We start from the raw sequence: 19,806 nt of genomic DNA on the forward strand, positions 1-19,806 counted from the left end.
CTGTATCGATGAATCGCGGCCGGCGGGCCGCCGGCCTCAGTCGGCCGCGGCCGGCACGAGCACCTCGCGGCTGCCGTTGATGCCCATCGCCGACACGAGGCCCGCCGTTTCCATCTGCTCGACGAGGCGCGCCGCGCGGTTGTAGCCGATGCGCAATTGCCGCTGCACGGACGAGATCGACGCGCGCCGCGTGCGCACGACGAACGCGACGGCTTCGTCGTACAGCGGATCGGCTTCCGCATCCGGCGCGTCGCCGAACAGGTCCTGCGTCGCGCCGTCGGCGGCCGGGCCGTCGAGGATGCCTTCCTCGTACTGCGGCTCGCCGAACTGCTTCAGGTATTCGACGATCCGGTGCACTTCCTCGTCGGCGACGAACGCGCCGTGCACGCGCTGCGGATAACCGGTGCCCGGCGGCAGGAACAGCATGTCGCCCATCCCGAGCAGCGACTCCGCGCCCATCTGGTCGAGGATCGTGCGCGAATCGATCTTCGACGATACCTGGAACGCGACGCGCGTCGGGATGTTCGCCTTGATGAGGCCGGTGATCACGTCGACCGACGGACGCTGCGTCGCGAGGATCAGGTGGATGCCGGCCGCGCGCGCCTTCTGCGCGAGGCGGGCGATCAATTCCTCGATCTTCTTGCCGGCGACCATCATCAGGTCGGCCAGCTCGTCGATCACGACGACGATCAGCGGCAGCGTCGACAGCGGCTCCGGATCGTCGGGCGTCAGCGAGAACGGGTTGCCGATCTTCTTTTCCTTCGCTTGCGCGTCGCGGATCTTCTGGTTGAAGCCCGCGAGGTTGCGCACGCCGACGGCCGACATCAGCCGGTAGCGTTTCTCCATTTCGCCGACGCACCAGTTCAGCGCGTTCGCCGCGAGCTTCATGTCGGTGACGACCGGCGCGAGCAGGTGCGGGATGCCTTCGTAGACCGACAGTTCCAGCATCTTCGGGTCGATCATGATGAGCCGCACGTCTTCCGGCGTCGCCTTGTACAGCAGCGACAGGATCATCGCGTTGATCGCGACCGACTTGCCCGAACCCGTCGTGCCGGCCACCAGCATGTGCGGCGCCTTCGCGAGATCGGTGACGACCGGGTGGCCGGTGATGTCCTTGCCCATCGCGATCGTCAGTTGCGACGGCGAATGCTGGTACTGGCGCGATTCGAGAATCTCCGACAGGCGGATCATCTGGCGCTTCGCGTTCGGCAGTTCGAGGCCCATGCAGGTCTTGCCGGGGATCGTCTCGACGACGCGGATCGACGTGAGGCCGAGGCCGCGCGACAGGTCCTTCATCAGCCCGACGATCTGGCTGCCGCGCACGCCGAGCGCGGGTTCGATCTCGAAGCGCGTGATCACGGGGCCGGCCGATGCGCCGACCACCGTCACCGGCACCTTGAATTCCTGCAGTCGCTGTTCGATCACCTGCGCGGTTTGCGCGAGGTGTTCCTCGGTGATCGTTTCGACGTCGTCGGACGCAGGCTCGAGCAGGTCGAGCGTCGGCAGTTCGACGTTGAACGACGCGGGTGCGTGGAATTCGAACGCGTTCGGGCGCGGCTGACGGGCGGCGGCCGGGGCCGGTTCGGTGGCCTCGGTCGCCTGGGTGGCCGGTGCGCCGATCGGTGCGACAGTGGGCGGTGTCGGCGCGGAAACGACGGCCGCCGGCGGAGACGGGAGGCTGGCGCCGGGGAGGGCCGTTGCCGGCGGTGCCGTGATCGGCGCCTCGGTCACGTCGTGCGACATGGACCAGCCCGACGACGTGGCGGCAGCGGCGGGCGGTGTCGTGAACGTCCGCGTTGCGACCGTGGCAGGGTCGAACGCGATCGACGGGGCCTGCGTCGCGGCGGGCGCATCGATCGACATCAGCGGTCCGGTTGCAGCGGCAGGCAAGCCCGTGACCCGGTGAGCCGGCGTGGCGGCGAGCGCGGCTGTCGGCGCGATCGCGCTGAAGGATGGCGACGTCGTGGCGGAAACGGCCGGCGACGCGGGAAGGGCGATGGCCGGCTGCGGAGCGACGGCGCCCGATGAGCCGGGTGAGCCGGATGGAGCGGAGGTCGTCGTACCGGTCGAGGTGATCGTCGTGTCGGCTGGACCCGTCGATGCCGGCGCGGAAGACGGCGCCGCGATCGGCGTGGTTGCCGAAAGCGCGCGCGCCGGCGTTCCGGCGATCGACGAAGAGGGCAGGGCGGCGAACGGGACGATACCGTCGGCGGGCTTCACGTCGGCGTGCGCATCGGCGGCACGTTCAGGCACGTGGGCCGGTGCGGCGCGATCGATGACAGGCGCCGGTTGCGTGTCGTCCTTGTCGTCGGTATCCGGTGATCCGGCCGGATGGCGGGTGCCAGGGTCGCGAACCGCCGCATCGTCTGCCTGCGCGGAGGCGGGATCGGCGGATTCCGATCCCGCGGTGTCCTCCAGCGATTCGGCGACCGGATTCCCGGTCGACACGTCGAAGGCGGAAGCCGGCGGGCTGGCGACGTCTTCCCACGGCGCGACGTCGACGGGCATGTCGAACGAAGGCGCGGCGGCGATCCCGAATGCCGGCGCGGCGGGCGCATCGTCGACGGGAGGGATCTCGTCGTCGGCACGAGGCGAAAACACGCGATCGTCGACGCGGGTATCCGGCAGCGCGTGCGGGGTGGTGTCATCGAACGACGGGGTGGGTGAATCGTCGACCGGAGCCTGTGTCATGCCGGATTCCGCCGGCATGAAGGCGTCGAGCACGATCGGCGCGGTGTCGTCATGCGCAGGTGCGGCTTCGTGTTCGGCCGGGGCAGGGATGTCCTGCGCTGCGATGCCGTGCGTCGCGGAGACGAACGCGTCCGACACAGCCGCCGCTGCCGGCGCGGCCACGCCACCCGCCGCGGCTACGCCGGCAGCGGTTGCGGTTGCCGCTTGCGTCGCGTCGGCCGGCTGTGCGCCGCCCAGCGCCGCCCATTGCGCGGTGCTGGCTTCGATCGCGCGCAGCGTGTCGTGAACGCTCGGCGCAGGCGTGATCGGCGCGGCCGGTTTTTCCGTCCACGCATAGAGCGGCGCGCGTGCCGGCGCGGGCGGCGCCGGGCGGCGGCGTGTCGCGTCCGGCGGCAGGCCGGCTGCCGCCGTGCCCGCGGCCGGACGCACCGGCGGACGCTGCGGTTGCGTACCGGCCGGTCGCGGCGCGACCGTGGCGCGCGGCGTAGTCTGCGTGAGCGCGGCGGTGGCCGGCCGCGCGGCGGTCGGACGCGGCCGGACGGGTTCGAATCCCGCCGGAAGCGGAGCGGGCGCCGGGCGCGGCACTTGCGCGTTCGCCGCGGCGCGCGCGAGGCTGGCGGTGCTGCCGGTGGTCGGCGGCGGCATCGCGCTGGCCGGGATCGGCGCGGGCGGCGCCGGTGTGCGTTGCGGCGCGGCGGGCTTCAGCCAGCCCGACGGCGCGACGGGCTCCGCGAGCGGGCGCGGCGGCGTCTTGCTGCGCGGCTTCGGTCGTGCCTGCGGATCGGGCTTCCACACGGTCGGGCGCGAATACCGGCCGTTCTGGCGCGGCGCCATCGAGTTCACGGTGTGCGCGGTGGTCGGCTGCACGACGTCGTCGTCGCGATGCAGCGCACTGCGCGGCAGATCGGCGATCCCGCGCGCGTCGTCGTCGCCGTCGCGCGACAGCTTGACGCCGAACGACGTGTCGACCCATGCGGCGAACTGCCGCCAGCCGATGCCGGTCAGCCAGGGCAAGCCGGCGAACAACAGCACGACCATCGCGACCGGCGTGCCGATCGGGCCGAGCACGCGGGCGAAGCCGGCCGAGCACGCATGGCCGAGCGCGTTCGTGTCGGGGCCGGACAGCGGGCTCGTCAGCGTGCAGCTGGCGACGAATACCGCGGCGAAGCCGAGCCACAGGCGGATCGAGCCGCGGCCGGCGAGCCCGCCGCCGCCGGGCAGCATCGCCTGGACGAGACGCCAGAAGAGAAGGAGGAACCAGACGGCGGAGATGCCGAACCAGCCGAAGACAACCGTGTGCATGCTTTGAAACAGGAGTGGGGAGGGGCGCGCGGGGCGCGACCCGCCGAGTTTAACCGGCCGGCGAACAAGACTCTAACGCGGCGTGATTCCGATTCACGCCGCGCGACGCACGTGGGTGGCACATGCGCGTGGCGCGCCACGCGAAGGCGGTCGGTCGGCCTTCGCGCGCGCCGGGCGTCAGGGGCTCCGGTGCGTGAACGTCAGCGTCGCGCCGGCCTCGGTCACGATCTGCAATTGCTGCGGCGCGCGCATCTGCACGCCGGTCTTCGCGATGTGGGCGAGCGCGTCGAGGTACGCGGCTTCGAGCTGGCCGCCGAGCGTGTTCGGGCAGGCCATTCGCGTGCCGGCGAGCGGGCCGAAGCTCAGCACGCCATTCTTGATCGCGTAGGTGCCCATGTAGCGGTTGCAGCCCGAGAACCCGCTTGCGCGCCGGATGCCCGAATCGGTCGACAGCGCGAGCTTGATCGGCTCGCCGTTGTCGCCGTGCGGGATCGCGCGTTGCGTGCCGTCGGCGTTCACCCAGCGGGTGAGCTCCCAGCTCGTGTCGTCGAGCAACTGGACGGCGGCGGGGTTGTACGGGTCGGGTTCGGGGGCGGCGGAATCGGGATGGGTCGGCATCGCGCAGGCGGCGAGAAGCGTGGCAAGCGTCAGCGCGCAAAGCGGCGCGCGCAACGGACGAAACAGGCCGGTGCGTGCGCGTGCGGCCGCGGACAGGTGGGACATGAGCCTCGTTCCTCTTCGGATTCTGATCAAGGCGTAAGAGTAACGCACCCGCCCTGCGGCAGGCGAGCCGACACTTCGCGCGTGAAAACGTTCGCGGGCCGCCCACCGGCCTCGCACGACGACGCGCCGGCGCGGCCAAACCGCCCGAACCGGCCCGGATGCCCGTGTTAACATCGAAGCCGTTTTCGTCCTCCAACAGAACCAGCGGGAAATCACATGCAGATCGGTCAGCGGCTCGGTACGCCGCTTTCACCCTCGGCCACGCGCGTCATGCTGCTCGGCGCGGGCGAACTCGGCAAGGAAGTCATCATCGCGTTGCAGCGTCTCGGCGTCGAAGTCGTCGCGGTCGATCGCTATCGGGACGCACCGGGCCACCAGGTCGCGCATCGCGCGCACGTGATCGACATGACGGACGCGGCCGCGCTGCGGGCGGTCGTCGAGGCCGAGCGTCCGCACCTGATCGTCCCCGAGATCGAGGCGATCGCCACCGACGCGCTCGCGGCGATCGAGGCAGCCGGCCTCGCCGAGGTGATCCCGACCGCGCGCGCGACGCAGCTCACGATGAATCGCGAAGGGATCCGCCGGCTCGCGGCCGAGGAACTCGGCCTGCCGACCTCCCCGTATGCGTTCGCGGATTCGTTCGAAGCGTTCAGCGCGGCCGTCGCGAAGATCGGCATGCCGTGTGTCGTGAAGCCCGTGATGTCGTCGTCGGGCAAGGGGCAGTCGGTCGTGAAGACCGAGGCCGACGTGAAGCCGGCGTGGGACTACGCGATGGCCGGCGGGCGTGTGAACCACGGCCGCGTGATCGTCGAGGGCTTCGTCGATTTCGACTACGAGATCACGCAGCTGACCGTGCGCGCGATCGACCCCGCGACGCTCGACACGCGTACCTATTTCTGCGAGCCGGTCGGCCACGTCCAGGTGGCGGGCGACTATGTCGAATCGTGGCAGCCGCAGCCGATGAGCGCGGCGGCGCTCGAGAAGTCGCGCGAGATCGCGCACAAGGTGACCGAGGCGCTCGGCGGGCGCGGGCTGTTCGGCGTCGAGCTGTTCGTGCGCGGCGACGACGTCTGGTTCTCCGAGGTGAGCCCGCGGCCGCACGATACGGGCCTCGTCACGCTGGCATCGCAGCGCCAGTCGGAATTCGAGCTGCACGCGCGGGCGATTCTCGGGCTGCCGGTCGATCCGGCGCTCGGCACGCCGGCTGCGTCGGCGGTGATCTACGGCGGGCTCGACGAGCGCGGGATCGCGTTCGAAGGCGTGCGCGACGCGCTCGCGGTGCCGGGCGCGGACCTGCGCCTGTTCGGCAAGCCGGAAAGTTTCGCGAAGCGGCGCATGGGTGTCGCGCTGGCGAGCGGCGCGACCGTCGACGAAGCCCGCGAACGCGCGAAGCGCGCTGCCGCGGCCGTGCGGCCCGTGTCGGCGCGCTGACGGAACGAGGAGCGGACGATGGCGTCGAGGTGGTTGCGTATCGGAAAGCTGGGCGCCGCGCTGGCGCTTGTCGCGAGTCTCGCCGGCTGCGGCCTGGCGGCCGCCCCGTGCCGCGTGGCGTCGGCGGGCCTCAAGATCGTGCCGCTCGTCGGCCATGTCGCCGCGGCGCCGACCGATGCGTGCGCGGATGTGATAGATCCCTGATTTCGGCCGCCGACGTGCCTTCCCGTCGACCGTATGGACAATCACCCCGCGCGCTGCGATGGCGCGTTTCCACCGTCTCGTGAGAGGACCTGCATGATTCGCTACACCCTCGCCGCGCTTGCGCTTGCCAGCGGTGCCGTTTCCGTCGCGCATGCCGCGCGATTGACCATCGAAGAGATCGACGCCGACACGCGCCAGCAGGTCGTCTACCAGTGCGCGAACCAGAAGCAGCCGGTGCGCGTGTCGTACTGGCTCGCGGGCAACGGCCAGAGCTTCGCGCTCGTGCCGGTCGACGGCAAGCGGTTGCTGTTCGTCGACACGGTGTCGGCGTCGGGCGCGCGCTACCAGGCCGGCCGCTATACGTGGTGGACGAAGGGCAAGGAAGCGACGCTGCGCGACGAGATCGCCGACCCGAAGTCGCCGCCGCTGCTGGGCGACTGCGTGCAGGTCGAGAAGAAAAAGAAGCAGGGCTGAGCGGCGGGCGCGGTCGCGGCACGCATTCGCGTATTCGCGCGTCGTGACGGCTGTCAGGCTGAAGGCCCGGTACGCGGATGGGCGGCGGACCGACTGGTACGAGGCTTCGGCATCGAACCCCCATTCTTGTTTACTGCCCGATACGGATAACCCGTACGGGCGACCGCTCGCCCGCACGGGCTGGGGCAGTCCCGCCGCGCGAACCGCCGCCGTGGCCATTCGCGGCGTTGTCGCGGACAGATTCCCGCACGGTGCTACAATACGGCCCTTTCCGCCGGCATTCGCGCCGAACGGAGTCCGCACGGCCTGGCGTCCAGCGTTCGCATTGAACCGGTCCCAAGCGCCAGAGCGGCGCCGCGCGGCGCGCCGCGGCTCCGTCTATTTCCGAATTGTGATGAGCGCAGGCCCGGCCGGCCTGACGCACGATGTCCCCGCCGCGCCTTTTGAGCGAAACGCCACCATGTCCGATTCTGTCGCCAAGCCCGTCGACGCAACCTTCGATCAATTCGGCCTTGCCGCCGATATCCTGAAAGCCATTGCGGAGCAGGGTTATACGACGCCGACGCCGATCCAGGCGCAGGCCATTCCGGTCGTGCTCGCCGGCCGCGACGTCATGGGCGCCGCGCAAACGGGCACCGGCAAGACCGCGAGTTTCTCGCTGCCGATCATCCAGCGCCTGCTGCCGCAAGCCAACACGAGCGCGTCGCCGGCGCGCCACCCCGTGCGTGCGCTGATCCTCACGCCGACCCGCGAACTCGCCGACCAGGTCGCCGCGAACGTGCACGCGTATGCGAAGCACACGCCGCTGCGCAGCGCGGTGGTGTTCGGCGGCGTCGACATGAACCCGCAATCGGCCGAACTGCGTCGCGGCGTCGAGATCCTGATCGCGACGCCGGGCCGCCTGCTCGATCACGTGCAGCAGAAGACGGCGAACCTCGGCCAGGTGCAGATCCTCGTGCTCGACGAAGCCGACCGGATGCTCGACATGGGCTTCCTGCCCGATCTGCAGCGCATCCTGAACCTGCTGCCGAAGGAGCGTCAGACGCTGCTGTTCTCGGCCACCTTCTCGGGCGAAATCAAGAAGCTCGCGTCGACCTACCTGCGCAATCCGCAGACGATCGAGGTCGCGCGCAGCAACTCGACGAACGCGAACGTCACGCAGATCGTCTACGACGTCGCCGAAGGCGACAAGCAGGCGGCCGTCGTGCAGTTGCTGCGCGATCGCGGCCTCAAGCAGGTGATCGTGTTCTGTAACAGCAAGATCGGCGCGAGCCGCCTCGCGCGCAATCTCGAGCGCGACGGCGTGGTCGCGTCGGCGATTCACGGCGACAAGACGCAGATCGAGCGGATGCAGGCGCTGGACGCGTTCAAGCGCGGCGAGATCGAGGCGCTGGTCGCGACCGACGTGGCCGCGCGCGGCCTCGACATCGCCGAGCTGCCGGCCGTGATCAACTTCGACCTGCCGTTCAGCGCGGAAGACTACGTGCACCGGATCGGCCGTACCGGCCGCGCGGGTGCGACGGGCGACGCGCTGTCGCTGTGCAGCCCGAACGAGCGCAAGCAGCTCGCCGACATCGAGAAGCTGATCAAGCGTCCGCTCGAAGTGCAGACGCTCAAGCTCGACAAGCCGGCGCGCCATCGTCACGACGAACGTGGCGGCGAGCGCGGTGGTGAACGCAACAGCGAGCGCGGTGGCGAGCGGGGCGGCCGGCGCGATCGCGACGAGCATCGCGGCGCATCGGCTCGCCGGTCGGGCAGCGCCGAGCGCGGCGGCCATCATCGCCGCCACGAAGCGCCGGTCGACGACTTCTTCCTGAAGCCGTACGAGCCGCAGGCGTCGGCGAAGCAGCCCGACGACGCGCAGCCCGCGCAGCAGCCCGAGAAGAAAGGGCCGAAGCGGCAGGTCGCCGCGCTGCTCGGCGGGTTCGGGATGCCGCGCAAGCCGTCGGCGTAAGCCGGGCGGCGCGGCGGGGGCGGCGCGTGAGCGCTGCCGGCAAGCGGGTACATGCGACGAGCATGTGCCCGTTTTTCATTGGGTGACGCGATCGGGGCGGGGGGGGGGCGTGCGAGGCGCGGCTATTGCTTGCCGCGCGGGGCGGATCTTTTGATGCCGTGTCGTCGGCAGGCGTGACGGTCATGCTTGCGTCACGTCGTCACGCGATCGGATTAGACGCCGACGGACGCACGAGCGTAGTCGGGCACGCGCCGGTGTCCCGCAGGCGACTCAACCCGCGCGCGGGCCGAAGCGACGCGCCCACGCATCGGTCGCGGCCGCGTAGAAGGACGCCATCGTATTGCCCGGTAGATCGCCATCGTCCGCCAAACCGAGATGCGCGGCCGCGGCCCGCAGCGCCGGAAGCGGATCGTTGCGTTCGAGCGCCGTCGCGCCCGTCTGCTTGCTGAGCTTTTCGCCGTTCGCATCGACCACGACGGGCACGTGCAGATACGCGGGAGTCGGCACGCCGAGGCATCGCTGCAGGTAGATCTGGCGCGCGGTCGAGTCGAGCAGGTCGGCGCCGCGCACGACATGCGTGATACCGGCATCGGCATCGTCGACGACGACCGCGAGTTGATACGCCCACTGGCCGTCCGCGCGTTTGAGCACGAAATCGCCGACGTCGGTCGCGAGGTTCTGCGCTTGCGTGTGCTGCCAGCGATCGTCGAACGTGACGAGTGCGTCGCTGCCGTCGGGCACGCGCAGCCGCCATGCGCGCGCGGGCTTGCCGTGCAGGCCGGTGCGGCAGGTGCCCGGATAGGCGAGCGTCGTGTGGCGTTCGTGGGCCGCGCGCAGCGAATCGGCGATTTCCTTGCGCGTGCAGCCGCACGGATAGACGAGCCCCGCCGCGGCGAGCCGCTCGAGCGCGGCCGTGTACGCCGCATCGCGCGTGCTCTGCCAGACGGGCGGCGCGTCAGGCGTCATGCCGAAATGGGCGAGGGTCGCGAGGATGTCGTCCGCCGCGCCGGGCACCGTGCGCGGGCCGTCGAGATCCTCGATGCGCACGAGCCACGTGCCGCCGTGCGCGCGCGCGTCGAGCCAGCTCGCGAGCGCGCCGACCAGCGAGCCGAAGTGCAGCGGGCCGGTGGGCGACGGCGCGAAGCGGCCGCGATAGCCGTGATTCATCGGCGGGGCGCGGTGAGACGTGGCGAGGCGAGACGCGCCGTTACGCGGCGCTGGCTGCCTGCACGCAGGCCGGGCACGACTTGCCCGGCACGTAGCTCGGCGACTGTTGCGCTTGCGGCGTGACGACCGCGCGGCACGCGAAGCACGTGACGTTCGCGGTGGGCTGGAGCTGCGGATTCAGCGCGGTGCGGTAGTCGAACACGAAGCAGTCGCCGTGATAGTGCGCGCCGCCGACTTCCTCGAAGTACTTCAGGATCCCGCCTTCGAGCTGGTACACGTTCTCGATGCCGATTTCCTTCATGTGGATCGCGGCCTTCTCGCAGCGGATGCCGCCGGTGCAGAACGACACGACCGTCTTGCCTTCGAGGTCGGCGCGGTGCGCGTCGATCACTTCCGGGAATTCGCTGAACTTGTCGATCCGGTAGTCGAGCGCGTTGTCGAACGTGCCGACGTCGACTTCGAACGCGTTGCGCGTGTCGAGCATCACGACCGGGCGGCCCGCATCGTCGTGGCCGCGGTCGAGCCACGCCTTGAGCGTGCGCGCGTCGACGAACGGCGCGCGGCCGAGTTCCGGCTTGATCGCGGGCTTCTTCATCGTGATGATCTCGCGCTTCAGGCGCACGAGCATGCGGCGAAACGGCTGCGAGTCGGACAGGCTTTCCTTGAACTGCAGCGTCGCGAACTTGCCTTCGAACAGCGGATCGTGGCGGATGTATGCGATGAATGCGTCGGTGGCTTCGCGCGTGCCGGCGATGAACAGGTTGATGCCTTCCGGCGCGAGCAGGATCGTGCCGCGCAGGCCCAGTTCGTTGCAGCGCGCGGTGACGAGCGGGCGCCATTGCTCGTTCGCGTCGAGCGATACGAAGTGGTAGGCGGCGAGGTTGACGATGGTCATGATGGTCCGACGGGAAAACGGCCGCACGCGGCCCGCAAAAAAGGGTGCGAAGCCGGGGCGTTGATTCGAAAAACCGTATTATCCCGCAAACGACGCCGGCATCGGTATCTGGCCGAACGGCCAGCCGCGCGACGCGTCGCCGCGTGCATCGGCCGAACGGCCAACGCGGGCATTTTTTGGGCAGCCCGCGCGGCGGGGCGGCTACAATAGCGCCCATGTCAGATCCTCGCTTCGTCCATCTTCGCGTTCACTCCGAATTCTCGATTGCCGACGGCATCGTGCGCATTGACGACATCGTCAAGGCGGCGGCCGCGGACGGCCAGGGCGCGCTCGCCCTCACCGATCTCGGCAATGCATTCGGCCTCGTCCGTTTCTACCAGGAAGCCCGCGGCAAGGGCATCAAGCCGATCGCCGGCTGCGACGTCTGGATCGCCAATCCGGACGACCGCGACAAGCCGTCGCGGCTGCTGCTGCTGGTCAAGGACAAGGTCGGTTACCTGAATCTCTGCGAGCTGCTGTCGAAGGCGTGGCTCACGAACCAGTACCGCGGCCGCGCGGAGCTCGACGCGAGCTGGCTCGACGGCGAGCTCGCGCAGGGGCTGCTCGCGCTGTCGGGCGCGCAGCAGGGCGATATCGGGCTCGCGCTGGCCGCCGGCAACGAAGAAGCCGCGCGCCGTCACGCCGCGCGCTGGGCGAGCGTATTCCCGGGCGCTTTCTACATCGAGCTGCAGCGTTACGGCCAGCCGGGCGCCGAGGCGTACATCCAGCAGGCCGCGACGCTCGCCGCGTCGCTGAAGCTACCGGTCGTCGCGACGCACCCGACGCAGTTCATGACCGACGACGATTTCACCGCGCACGAGGCGCGCGTGTGCATCTCGGAAGGCGACATCCTCGCGAACCCGCGGCGGCAGAAGCGTTTCACGACCGACCAGTATTTCCGCACGCAGGACGACATGGTCGCGCTGTTCGCCGACCTGCCGTCGGCGATCGCGAACACGGTCGAGATCGCGAAGCGCTGCAACCTGAAGCTCGAGCTCGGCAAGCCGAAACTGCCGCTGTTCCCGACGCCGGACGGCATGTCGCTCGACGACTACCTGGTCCAGCTGTCGAAGGAAGGGCTCGAGACCCGCCTCGCGCAGTTGTATCCGGTCGAAGCCGAGCGCGACGCGCAGCGCGACACGTACTACAAGCGCCTCGAATTCGAGTGCGGGACCATCACGAAGATGGGCTTCCCCGGCTACTTCCTGATCGTTGCGGACTTCATCAACTGGGCGAAGAACAACGGCGTGCCGGTCGGGCCGGGCCGCGGCTCGGGCGCCGGCTCGCTGGTCGCGTACGCGCTCGGCATCACCGACCTCGATCCGCTGCGCTACAACCTGCTGTTCGAGCGCTTCCTGAACCCCGAGCGCGTGTCGATGCCCGACTTCGACATCGACTTCTGCCAGCACGGCCGCGATCGCGTGATCCAGTACGTGAAGGAGAAATACGGCGCGGACGCCGTGTCGCAGATCGCCACGTTCGGCACGATGGCCGCGAAGGCGGCCGTGCGCGACATCGGCCGCGTGCTCGACCTCGGCTACATGTTCACCGACGGTGTCGCGAAGCTGATTCCGTTCAAGCCCGGCAAGCACGTGACGATTGCCGACGCGATGAAGGAAGAGCCGCAACTGCAGGAGCGCTACGACCACGAGGACGAAGTCCATCAGTTGCTCGATCTCGCGCAGCGCGTCGAGGGCCTCACGCGTAACGTCGGGATGCACGCGGGCGGCGTGCTGATCGCGCCCGGCAAGCTGACCGATTTCTGCCCGCTGTACACGCAGGGCGACGACGGCGGCGTGGTCAGCCAGTACGACAAGGACGACGTCGAAGCCGTCGGCCTCGTGAAGTTCGACTTTCTGGGGCTCACGACGCTGACGATCCTCGACTGGGCCGAGCGCTACATCCGCCGCCTCGATCCGTCGAAGGCCGACTGGTCGCTCGCGCAGGTGCCGCTCGACGATCCGGCCTCGTTCCAGATCCTGAAGAAGGCCAACACGGTCGCGGTGTTCCAGCTGGAAAGCCGCGGGATGCAGGGCATGCTGAAGGATGCGCAGCCCGACCGCTTCGAGGACATCATCGCGCTCGTGTCGTTGTACCGTCCGGGCCCGATGGACCTGATCCCGAGCTTCTGCGCACGGAAGCACGGGCGAGAGAAGGTCGACTATCCGGATCCGCGCGTCGAACCCGTCCTGAAAGAGACCTACGGCATCATGGTCTATCAGGAGCAGGTGATGCAGATGGCGCAGATCATCGGCGGCTACTCGCTCGGCGGCGCCGACTTGCTGCGTCGCGCGATGGGCAAGAAGAAGCCCGAGGAGATGGCCAAGCATCGCGAGATCTTCGCCGAGGGTGCGGCGAAGAACGGCCTCACGCGCGAGAAGTCCGACGAGATCTTCGACTTGATGGAGAAGTTCGCGGGCTACGGCTTCAACAAGTCGCACGCGGCCGCGTATGCGCTGCTCGCGTATTACACCGCGTGGCTGAAGGCGCACCATCCGGCCGAATTCATGGCGGCCAACATGACGCTCGCGATGGACGACACCGACAAGGTGAAGATCCTGTTCGACGATTGCGTGTTGAACAACCTCGTCGTGCTGCCGCCGGACATCAACGCATCGCATTACCGGTTCGAGCCGGTCGCGGAAGCCGACGGCAAGCGCTCGCGCACGATCCGCTACGGCCTCGGCGCGGTGAAGGGCAGCGGCCAGAACGCGATCGAGGAAATCCTGCGGGCCCGCGAGGAAAAGGCGTTTACCGACCTGTTCGACTTCTGCGAACGGATCGACCGGCGCGTCGTCAACCGCCGCACCGTCGAGGCGCTGATCCGCGCCGGCGCGTTCGATTCGCTGAACCCGAACCGAGCGCAATTGATCGCGTCGGTGCCGCTCGCGATGGAAGCGGCCGACCAGGCCGAGGCGAACGCGATGCAGGCCGGCCTGTTCGACATGGGCGCCGAGTCGCCGCATGCGCACGCGCTCGTCGACGAACCCGCGTGGGACGACAAGCGCCGTCTGCAGGAAGAAAAGGGCGCGCTCGGCTTCTACCTGTCCGGCCACCTGTTCGACGCGTATCGCGACGAAGTGCGCCGCTTCGTGCGGCAGAAGGTCGGCGACCTGAAGGAAGGGCGTGACAAGCTCGTCGCCGGCATCATCGCGTCGCTGCGCACGCAGATGACGCAGCGCGGCAAGATGCTGATCGCGCTGCTCGACGACGGCTCGGGCCAATGCGAGATCACGATCTTCAACGAACAGTTCGAGGCAAACAAGGCATTGTTCAAGGAGGACGAGCTGCTGATCGTGCAGGGGCAGGCGCGCAACGACGCGTTCACCGGCGGCATTCGCTTCACGGCCGATACCGTGATGGATCTCGAACGCGCACGCAGCCGCTATGCGCAGGCCGTGCGGCTGACGATGAACGGCAACGCCGACGCGCTCGCGCTGCGCCGCGTGCTCGAGCCGCATGTGGCGAAGGACGACCCGGCCGCCGCGAACGCGGTCGAAGCGCCCGCGCCGCGCGGCGGCGGACGCGATGGCGGTCGCCGCCCGCAGGCGCCGCTGCCGAACGGGCTGGCGGTGCAGATTCACTACAGCAATGCGCGCGCGCAAGGCGAAATGCGTCTGGGCGACGCATGGCGCGTGAAGCCGAGCGACGTGCTGCTGGCGGAGTTGCGAGCGGCGTTCGACGGCAGCGTCGTCGAAATCACGTACTGATCGCGTTCCACTTCGACGGCTGTCGCCCATGCACGGCCCGTCGCATCGCCATCGTGCGGTGCGGCGGGCCGTTTTGACGAGCGCGGGCAGGCGGGTCTTGGGCTGCCCATCCGGACGCTATACAATCCCGCGCTGACCGGATGAACTCGGCGCTGGCGCAGGTTTGCGCGGCGGCGAAGCCGGCAGCATGCGCGCAAACGGGGGCGAATTCGCGCGCCGTGCGGCAGTGCGCGACAGGGCCGCTCTGGGCAGGATGCCGGGGCAGGGCTCGTCGCGACGATAAAAACTGATTGTCACCACCACAAGACCATGGCCAATGGGAACCCGATGCAGCGGATCCTCGTGATCCGGATTGATTTTCTGGGCGACATGCTGTGCACGACGGCGTTTCTCCGCGCGCTGAAGGCGCGCTGGCCGGGCGCGGAGCTGCATGTGGTCGCGAACCGCTACAACGCGGCCGCGCTGGCCGGCAACCCGGACGTGCACGCCATCCACACCTACGTGTACAGCCGCCAGTGCGAGCGCAACGACCGTCCCGGACGGATGCGCGCATTCTTCGACCGGCTGCGCCTCGTGCGCCGTCTGCGCCGCTTGCGGTTCGACCTCGTGATCGTGCCGAACGGCGGCATGCACCGCAGCAGCATGCAGTTCGCGCGCCGGCTTCGCGCGAAGGATTGCCGCTGGCACGATGCCGAGACCGAATTCGACGATCGCAAGCCCGAGCATGTCGCGCAGCGGCCGATGTGCCACGAGGCGTTGTCGGGTTTTCGCCTGGTGCCCGAACTCGGCTGCGCGGATCTCGACCGTCTCGAGCTGTCGGTTCATCCCGACCGCGCGCTGCAGGAAGCGTGGCATCGTCTGCTCGGCGCGCGCACGAAGCCGCGCGTCGGGCTGTTCGTGTCGAACAAGGCGGTCGAGCGCCGCTGGCCCGCCGAGCGCTGGCGCGACCTCGGCGAGCGGCTCGCCCCCGTCGCGGATGTCATCGTGTTTCGCGATCCGGCCATCGGCCATGCTGCCGAAGGTGACCTGTGGCGCGACGTGAATGCACGGCATGTCGCGCCGGCGTCGGTCGCCGAGCTGGTCGCGGCCGCGAGCCTGCTCGATGCGATCGTCTCGGCCGACAGCGCGCCCGTCCACCTTGCGTCGGCGCTCGGCGTGCCGGTGGCTGCCCTGTTCGAGGACCGTCCCGAGAAATACCTGCGCTGGCATCCGCTCGGTGTGCCGCACGTGGTCCTGCGCGCGGGCCCGACCGTCGATGCGATCGGCGTCGATGCGGTCGAGCGCGCGGTGCGCCACCTGCTGCCGCAGGCGAGCCACCGCGACGAAGCGCCGGCCGGCACGGCGCGCGCGCGGCCGGCCGCGGTGGCGCCTGCGACCGTGACGATCGCTTCGTAGCGCCCGGCGGGCCGTACCGGCCGCACATACTGCGATGCCCCGCTGCGCAGGGCCGTATCGCGGCAGCCCGCACGACCGGTGTGCGGCGGCGCGCCGGCTGCTGCAAAATCCTGTACATTGCCAGCCTTGTTCAGCCAGCCAGACGATTGCCGTGGCCCTGTTTTCTTCCGCCCGTCCGCCCAGAACCATCCTCGTCGCCGCGCCTCGCCGTATCGGCGACGTACTGTTGACGACACCGCTCGTACGGTCGCTGAAGGCCCGCTGGCCGGACGCGCAGATCGACATGCTGGTGTTTCGCGGCACCGAGGGCGTGCTCGAGCACAATCCGGACGTGCGGCGCGTGATCGTCGTCGCGCAGCGCGCGGGATTGGGCGAGCGGCTGCGCGACGCGCTGTCGATATGGCGCCGCTACGATCTCGCGTGCGCGGCGCTGAGTTCCGACCGGCCGCGTTTCTATAGCTGGTTCGCCGGCCGCAAGCGGGTCGGTCTCGTCGATCCGGATCGCGTCACGTGGCTCACGCGGATGATGCTGCACGGAATCGCGATCAATCACCACGAATCCGCGCATACGGTCGTCAGTACGCTGGCGCTCGCGCCGGTGATCGGCATCGAGCCGGTGTCCGAGGTCGTCGCGCCCGGCATCGGCGACGATCCCGCGCGGCGCGCGCGTTTCGACGCGTGCCTCGCCGAGTCGCCGGCGATCCGCGCCGGCAAGCCACTGGTCGTGCTGCATCCGTATCCGATGTTCCGTTACAAGCAATGGCGGCTCGACGGTTGGGTCGAAATGATCGGCTGGCTGCGCGAGCAGGGCTTCGCGGTGGCGTTGTCGGGCGGCCCGGCCGACCGCGAGCGCGAATATGCGGAGCAGGTCGCGACCGAGGCGGGCGGTGACGTGCTGAACCTGGTCGGCCGCCTGACGTTCGGCGAGAGCGCGGAACTCGTGCGGCGCGCGCGGCTCTTCATCGGCCCCGACACCGGCGCGACGCACGTCGCGGCCGCGACGGGCACCGACACGATCGCACTGTTCGGGCCGTCCGACCCCGTGCGCTGGGGGCCGTGGCCGCAGCACTGGCCCGCGACCGAGAATCCGTGGGCGCTGCGCGGCTCCGGCCGGCATGGGAACGTGTGGCTGTTGCAGGGGGACGGGGATTGCGTGCCGTGCCGGCACGAAGGCTGCGAGCGTCACGTCGACAGCCGCAGCGACTGCCTCGCCCATCTCGGCGCGCAGCGCGTGAAGGCCGCGGCGGCCGAGATGCTCGGGCTGACTCCGCCGGGCCCGGCCGACATCGTCGTCGACACGTCACGGCTGCGCCGCACCGGAACCGACTGAGGCGTGCCTTTTTTCGTTCGCGGAAGGGTTGTTTCGCGAAGCGCCACGCGGCTCGCCCGCATCGATGGCGGATATCCGCTGCCGCCGGCGCTGGTCGGCAGGGCAGCGGAACGTATGCCGGCGTGCGTTACACGCTGCGTCGGATCGCCGACGTTTCGCGCGGCAGCGCTTCGCTGCGTTCGCCGCAGCCGAGCAGAATGCCGGCCAGCAGCACGATCAGGTGCCCTTCGGCGAAATCCAGCAGCAGCGAATTCGCGAGACTGCCGATCGCGAAGATCGCGAGCCACGCGAGCAGCAGGTGCCGCGAGCGCGGATCGAGCGTACGGCTGCCGCGCGCGATCTGCACGATCAGGTTGACGAACAGCAGCAGGCCGAGCGTGCCGAGCTGCACGGCCATCAGCAGATATTCGTTGTGCGGATTCGACGTGAGCTGGCCTTCGGCGGCCGTCTTGCCGGCCGTGAGCTTCTCGAATTCGGATTCGAGGCCGCCCGCGCCGTAGCCGATCACCGGGCGCTGGCGATACAGCTCGAGCCCCTTCTTGTACCACTCGAGGCGCAGCCCGGTCGACGTGGCTGCATCGCTCTGCCGATATTGCTGCACTTCCGTCACGACCTTCGTCAGACGGCCGTTGTGAACCGTGCATGCAGCGACCACGAGCGCGACGCCCGCCAATACGAGCACGCCGGCGGCGAGCCCCGCGCGCAGCGCGGACTGCCGGCGCAGCAACAGCACGAAACGCACCGCGACGACGAGGATCAGCAACAGCGCGATGACCTGCCCGGTGCGCCCCTGCAGCATCACGAACACGTTGACGAGCGCCAATGCCGCGACGAACGCATAGGCGGCGCGCGACAGCGTCGTGCGGGCCGCCAGCGCGAGATCGGCCGCCTGGTAGAAGAGCAGTGCGCCGAACATGCCGGCGGCGATGTGGTTCTTGAACACCCACGCGCGCGACAGCGGCAACTGGGTCGCATACGCCGGCCCGATCGCGGTGAGCCCGAGATAGTTGGTCGTCGACAGCAGCAGGACCACGCACAGCGTGCCGAACCAGCAGCGCCGCACGATCGGCGCCCAGTTCGAATGACGGAACGCGAGCACGGCGAATGGCAGCAGCAGCAGCTTGTCGTACTTCGCGACCCAGTTCCACGCCTTGTTGTGCGGCGCGACCGTATAGGCGACGCTCGCGGCCAGCGCGGCCAGGATCAGCAACGCCGCGAGCGAAGCCGGATCGGTGACGAACGAGCGCAGGTCACGCCAGAATTCGGGGGAGATCACGAGCGCGGCGGCGAACAGCCCGCAGAACACGTTGGTCAGCGCGGTCGAGACGGGCACCATGCACAGCGCGGCGACGGCGAATGCACGGGCGGCGGTCAGGCGCCGCGTGGCGGGAGTGGAAAACGAAAGCATTGGAACCTGTCGTATGGACGAATGCGGCTCGCGGACATCGCGCCCTGCGCCGCGTATCCCGGCGAGCGATCCGGGACGAACGGCGCAGTATACGCGAAGCACGACAGGTTTCTGCGCGGTTTTCGGGGTCTGATCAGCTGAACGCGCGCTTGATTCGCGAGCGCAACAGCGCGCGCTTGAGGCGACCTTCCACGACCGGCGTGTCTAGCGCGATCTGCGTGCCGACCGGCTCGCCGCGATGCAGGTAATAGCGGTCGAACGTCGCCTGGGTCATGCCCCATTTGTTCAGGAACTGGCGACGGCCGTCGTTCTTGACGATCTTGCCGGTGCTCTTTTGCTGGAAGTGGTACACGAGGCTGTCGCCGACGCCGATGAAGATCCGGCAGCCGGCATCCCAGAATTTCATCGAGAAGTCGTTGTCGCTGCTCATGCCCGGCGACAACTCGCTGCTGTAGCCGCCGATGCGGTTCCACCAGTCGCGGTGCACGAGCGTCGGCGGCCACGTCGAGCCGAGCCAGTCCGCGCGCGCGAGCTTCGGCGTCGCGGCGATCAGGGCGGCCGCGTCGAACTGCTCGGCGTCGCGGCCGAAATTGCTGACGACGACGCACGGGTTGCGCGTGTCGACCGGCTCGATCATCGTGCCCGACAGCATGAACAGGTCGGTCGGCATCCGTTCGATGCGGCGCACGAGCGCCGTATCCCAGCCCGGGCAGCAGAACATGTCGTCGTTCATGTAGACGACGTAGTCGCGCGTGGCGCGCGCGGCGGCCAGGTTGACCGCATGGCAGATGCCGATGTTGGCCGGCGACGCGGTGTGCTCGATCCCTTCGTTGCGCACCCAGTCGAGCGTGCCGTCCGAGCCGTCGTTCACGTGCACGATGATCTGGTGGTCGTACGCGGAATGCCGGCGCAGGCTGTCGACGACGAGCTTGAGGTACGGCAGATTGTTCCAGGTCGGGATGATGATGGAGAACATGGCGGTCGGATTCGGTGGTCGTCGTGGCGCTCGGCGCGAGGCGCAGCCGCTCGGGCGGACACGCGCGGTGCGCGCGGCCCGGCATTGTAACGCCGGGCAGGCCGCGC

The 19,806-nt window shown here is 69.3% G+C and carries 13 protein-coding genes; 7 read left to right on the forward strand and 6 right to left on the reverse strand.

Annotation, left to right across the window (positions count from 1 at the left end; genetic code table 11):
* Positions 1–36 precede the first annotated feature (36 nt).
* Both WS64_RS35250 and WS64_RS15705 read right to left on the reverse strand, forming a co-directional pair.
* Entirely contained in the window at positions 37–3,993 is a 3,957-nt protein-coding gene (locus tag WS64_RS35250) for a DNA translocase FtsK (protein ID WP_060966828.1), read from the reverse strand.
* A gap of 177 nt (positions 3,994–4,170) precedes the next feature.
* The gene (locus tag WS64_RS15705) at positions 4,171–4,716 is read right to left on the reverse strand and encodes an META domain-containing protein (RefSeq protein ID WP_059646481.1); all 546 of its coding nucleotides are present in this window, start codon (positions 4,714–4,716) and stop codon (positions 4,171–4,173) included.
* Between the two features lie 216 nt (positions 4,717–4,932).
* Between WS64_RS15705 and purT the strand changes: the two genes are divergently transcribed.
* The 4 genes from purT (at position 4,933) to WS64_RS15725 (ending at position 8,779) form a co-directional block, all read left to right on the forward strand.
* The gene (purT, locus tag WS64_RS15710; RefSeq protein ID WP_060966829.1) at positions 4,933–6,147 is read left to right on the forward strand and encodes a formate-dependent phosphoribosylglycinamide formyltransferase; all 1,215 of its coding nucleotides are present in this window, start codon (positions 4,933–4,935) and stop codon (positions 6,145–6,147) included.
* Positions 6,148–6,165: 18 nt separating this feature from the next.
* Positions 6,166–6,351: a DUF6726 family protein gene (locus WS64_RS15715; RefSeq protein ID WP_006497052.1), complete on the forward strand. Its 186-nt coding sequence runs from the start codon at positions 6,166–6,168 to the stop codon at positions 6,349–6,351.
* Positions 6,352–6,444: 93 nt separating this feature from the next.
* Positions 6,445–6,825, forward strand: coding sequence for an MliC family protein (locus WS64_RS15720; protein WP_060966830.1), 381 nt, complete (start codon positions 6,445–6,447; stop codon positions 6,823–6,825).
* A 394-nt stretch (positions 6,826–7,219) separates the two neighbouring features.
* A complete protein-coding gene (locus WS64_RS15725; protein WP_060966831.1) occupies positions 7,220–8,779 on the forward strand; it encodes a DEAD/DEAH box helicase in 1,560 nt (519 codons plus the stop codon).
* Positions 8,780–9,049: 270 nt separating this feature from the next.
* On the opposite strand, the gene gluQRS is transcribed toward WS64_RS15725, so the two are convergent.
* Positions 9,050–9,946: a tRNA glutamyl-Q(34) synthetase GluQRS gene (gluQRS, locus tag WS64_RS15730; RefSeq protein ID WP_060966832.1), complete on the reverse strand. Its 897-nt coding sequence runs from the start codon at positions 9,944–9,946 to the stop codon at positions 9,050–9,052.
* Positions 9,947–9,986: 40 nt separating this feature from the next.
* Entirely contained in the window at positions 9,987–10,841 is an 855-nt protein-coding gene (locus tag WS64_RS15735) for a sulfurtransferase (RefSeq protein WP_059646498.1), read from the reverse strand.
* A 215-nt stretch (positions 10,842–11,056) separates the two neighbouring features.
* On the opposite strand from WS64_RS15735, the gene dnaE reads away from it, so the two are divergent.
* From dnaE to WS64_RS15750, 3 genes are all read left to right on the forward strand, one after another.
* Positions 11,057–14,590, forward strand: coding sequence for a DNA polymerase III subunit alpha (gene dnaE / locus WS64_RS15740; protein WP_060966833.1), 3,534 nt, complete (start codon positions 11,057–11,059; stop codon positions 14,588–14,590).
* Between the two features lie 309 nt (positions 14,591–14,899).
* Positions 14,900–15,985 (forward strand): glycosyltransferase family 9 protein, encoded by a 1,086-nt coding sequence (locus tag WS64_RS15745; protein ID WP_060966834.1) that lies wholly within the window; start codon positions 14,900–14,902, stop codon positions 15,983–15,985.
* A 151-nt stretch (positions 15,986–16,136) separates the two neighbouring features.
* Positions 16,137–17,315 (forward strand): glycosyltransferase family 9 protein, encoded by a 1,179-nt coding sequence (locus WS64_RS15750; RefSeq protein WP_059583693.1) that lies wholly within the window; start codon positions 16,137–16,139, stop codon positions 17,313–17,315.
* Positions 17,316–17,442: 127 nt separating this feature from the next.
* On the opposite strand, the gene WS64_RS15755 is transcribed toward WS64_RS15750, so the two are convergent.
* Together WS64_RS15755 and WS64_RS15760 are read right to left on the reverse strand one after the other, a co-directional pair.
* The gene (locus WS64_RS15755) at positions 17,443–18,723 is read right to left on the reverse strand and encodes an O-antigen ligase family protein (protein WP_060966835.1); all 1,281 of its coding nucleotides are present in this window, start codon (positions 18,721–18,723) and stop codon (positions 17,443–17,445) included.
* 133 nt (positions 18,724–18,856) lie between these two features.
* On the reverse strand, positions 18,857–19,699 hold the full coding sequence (locus WS64_RS15760; protein WP_060966836.1) for a glycosyltransferase family 2 protein: 843 nt from the start codon (positions 19,697–19,699) through the stop codon (positions 18,857–18,859).
* Between the last annotated feature and the right edge of the window lie 107 nt (positions 19,700–19,806).

Source organism: Burkholderia anthina (assembly GCF_001547525.1).
Taxonomy (GTDB): domain Bacteria; phylum Pseudomonadota; class Gammaproteobacteria; order Burkholderiales; family Burkholderiaceae; genus Burkholderia; species Burkholderia semiarida.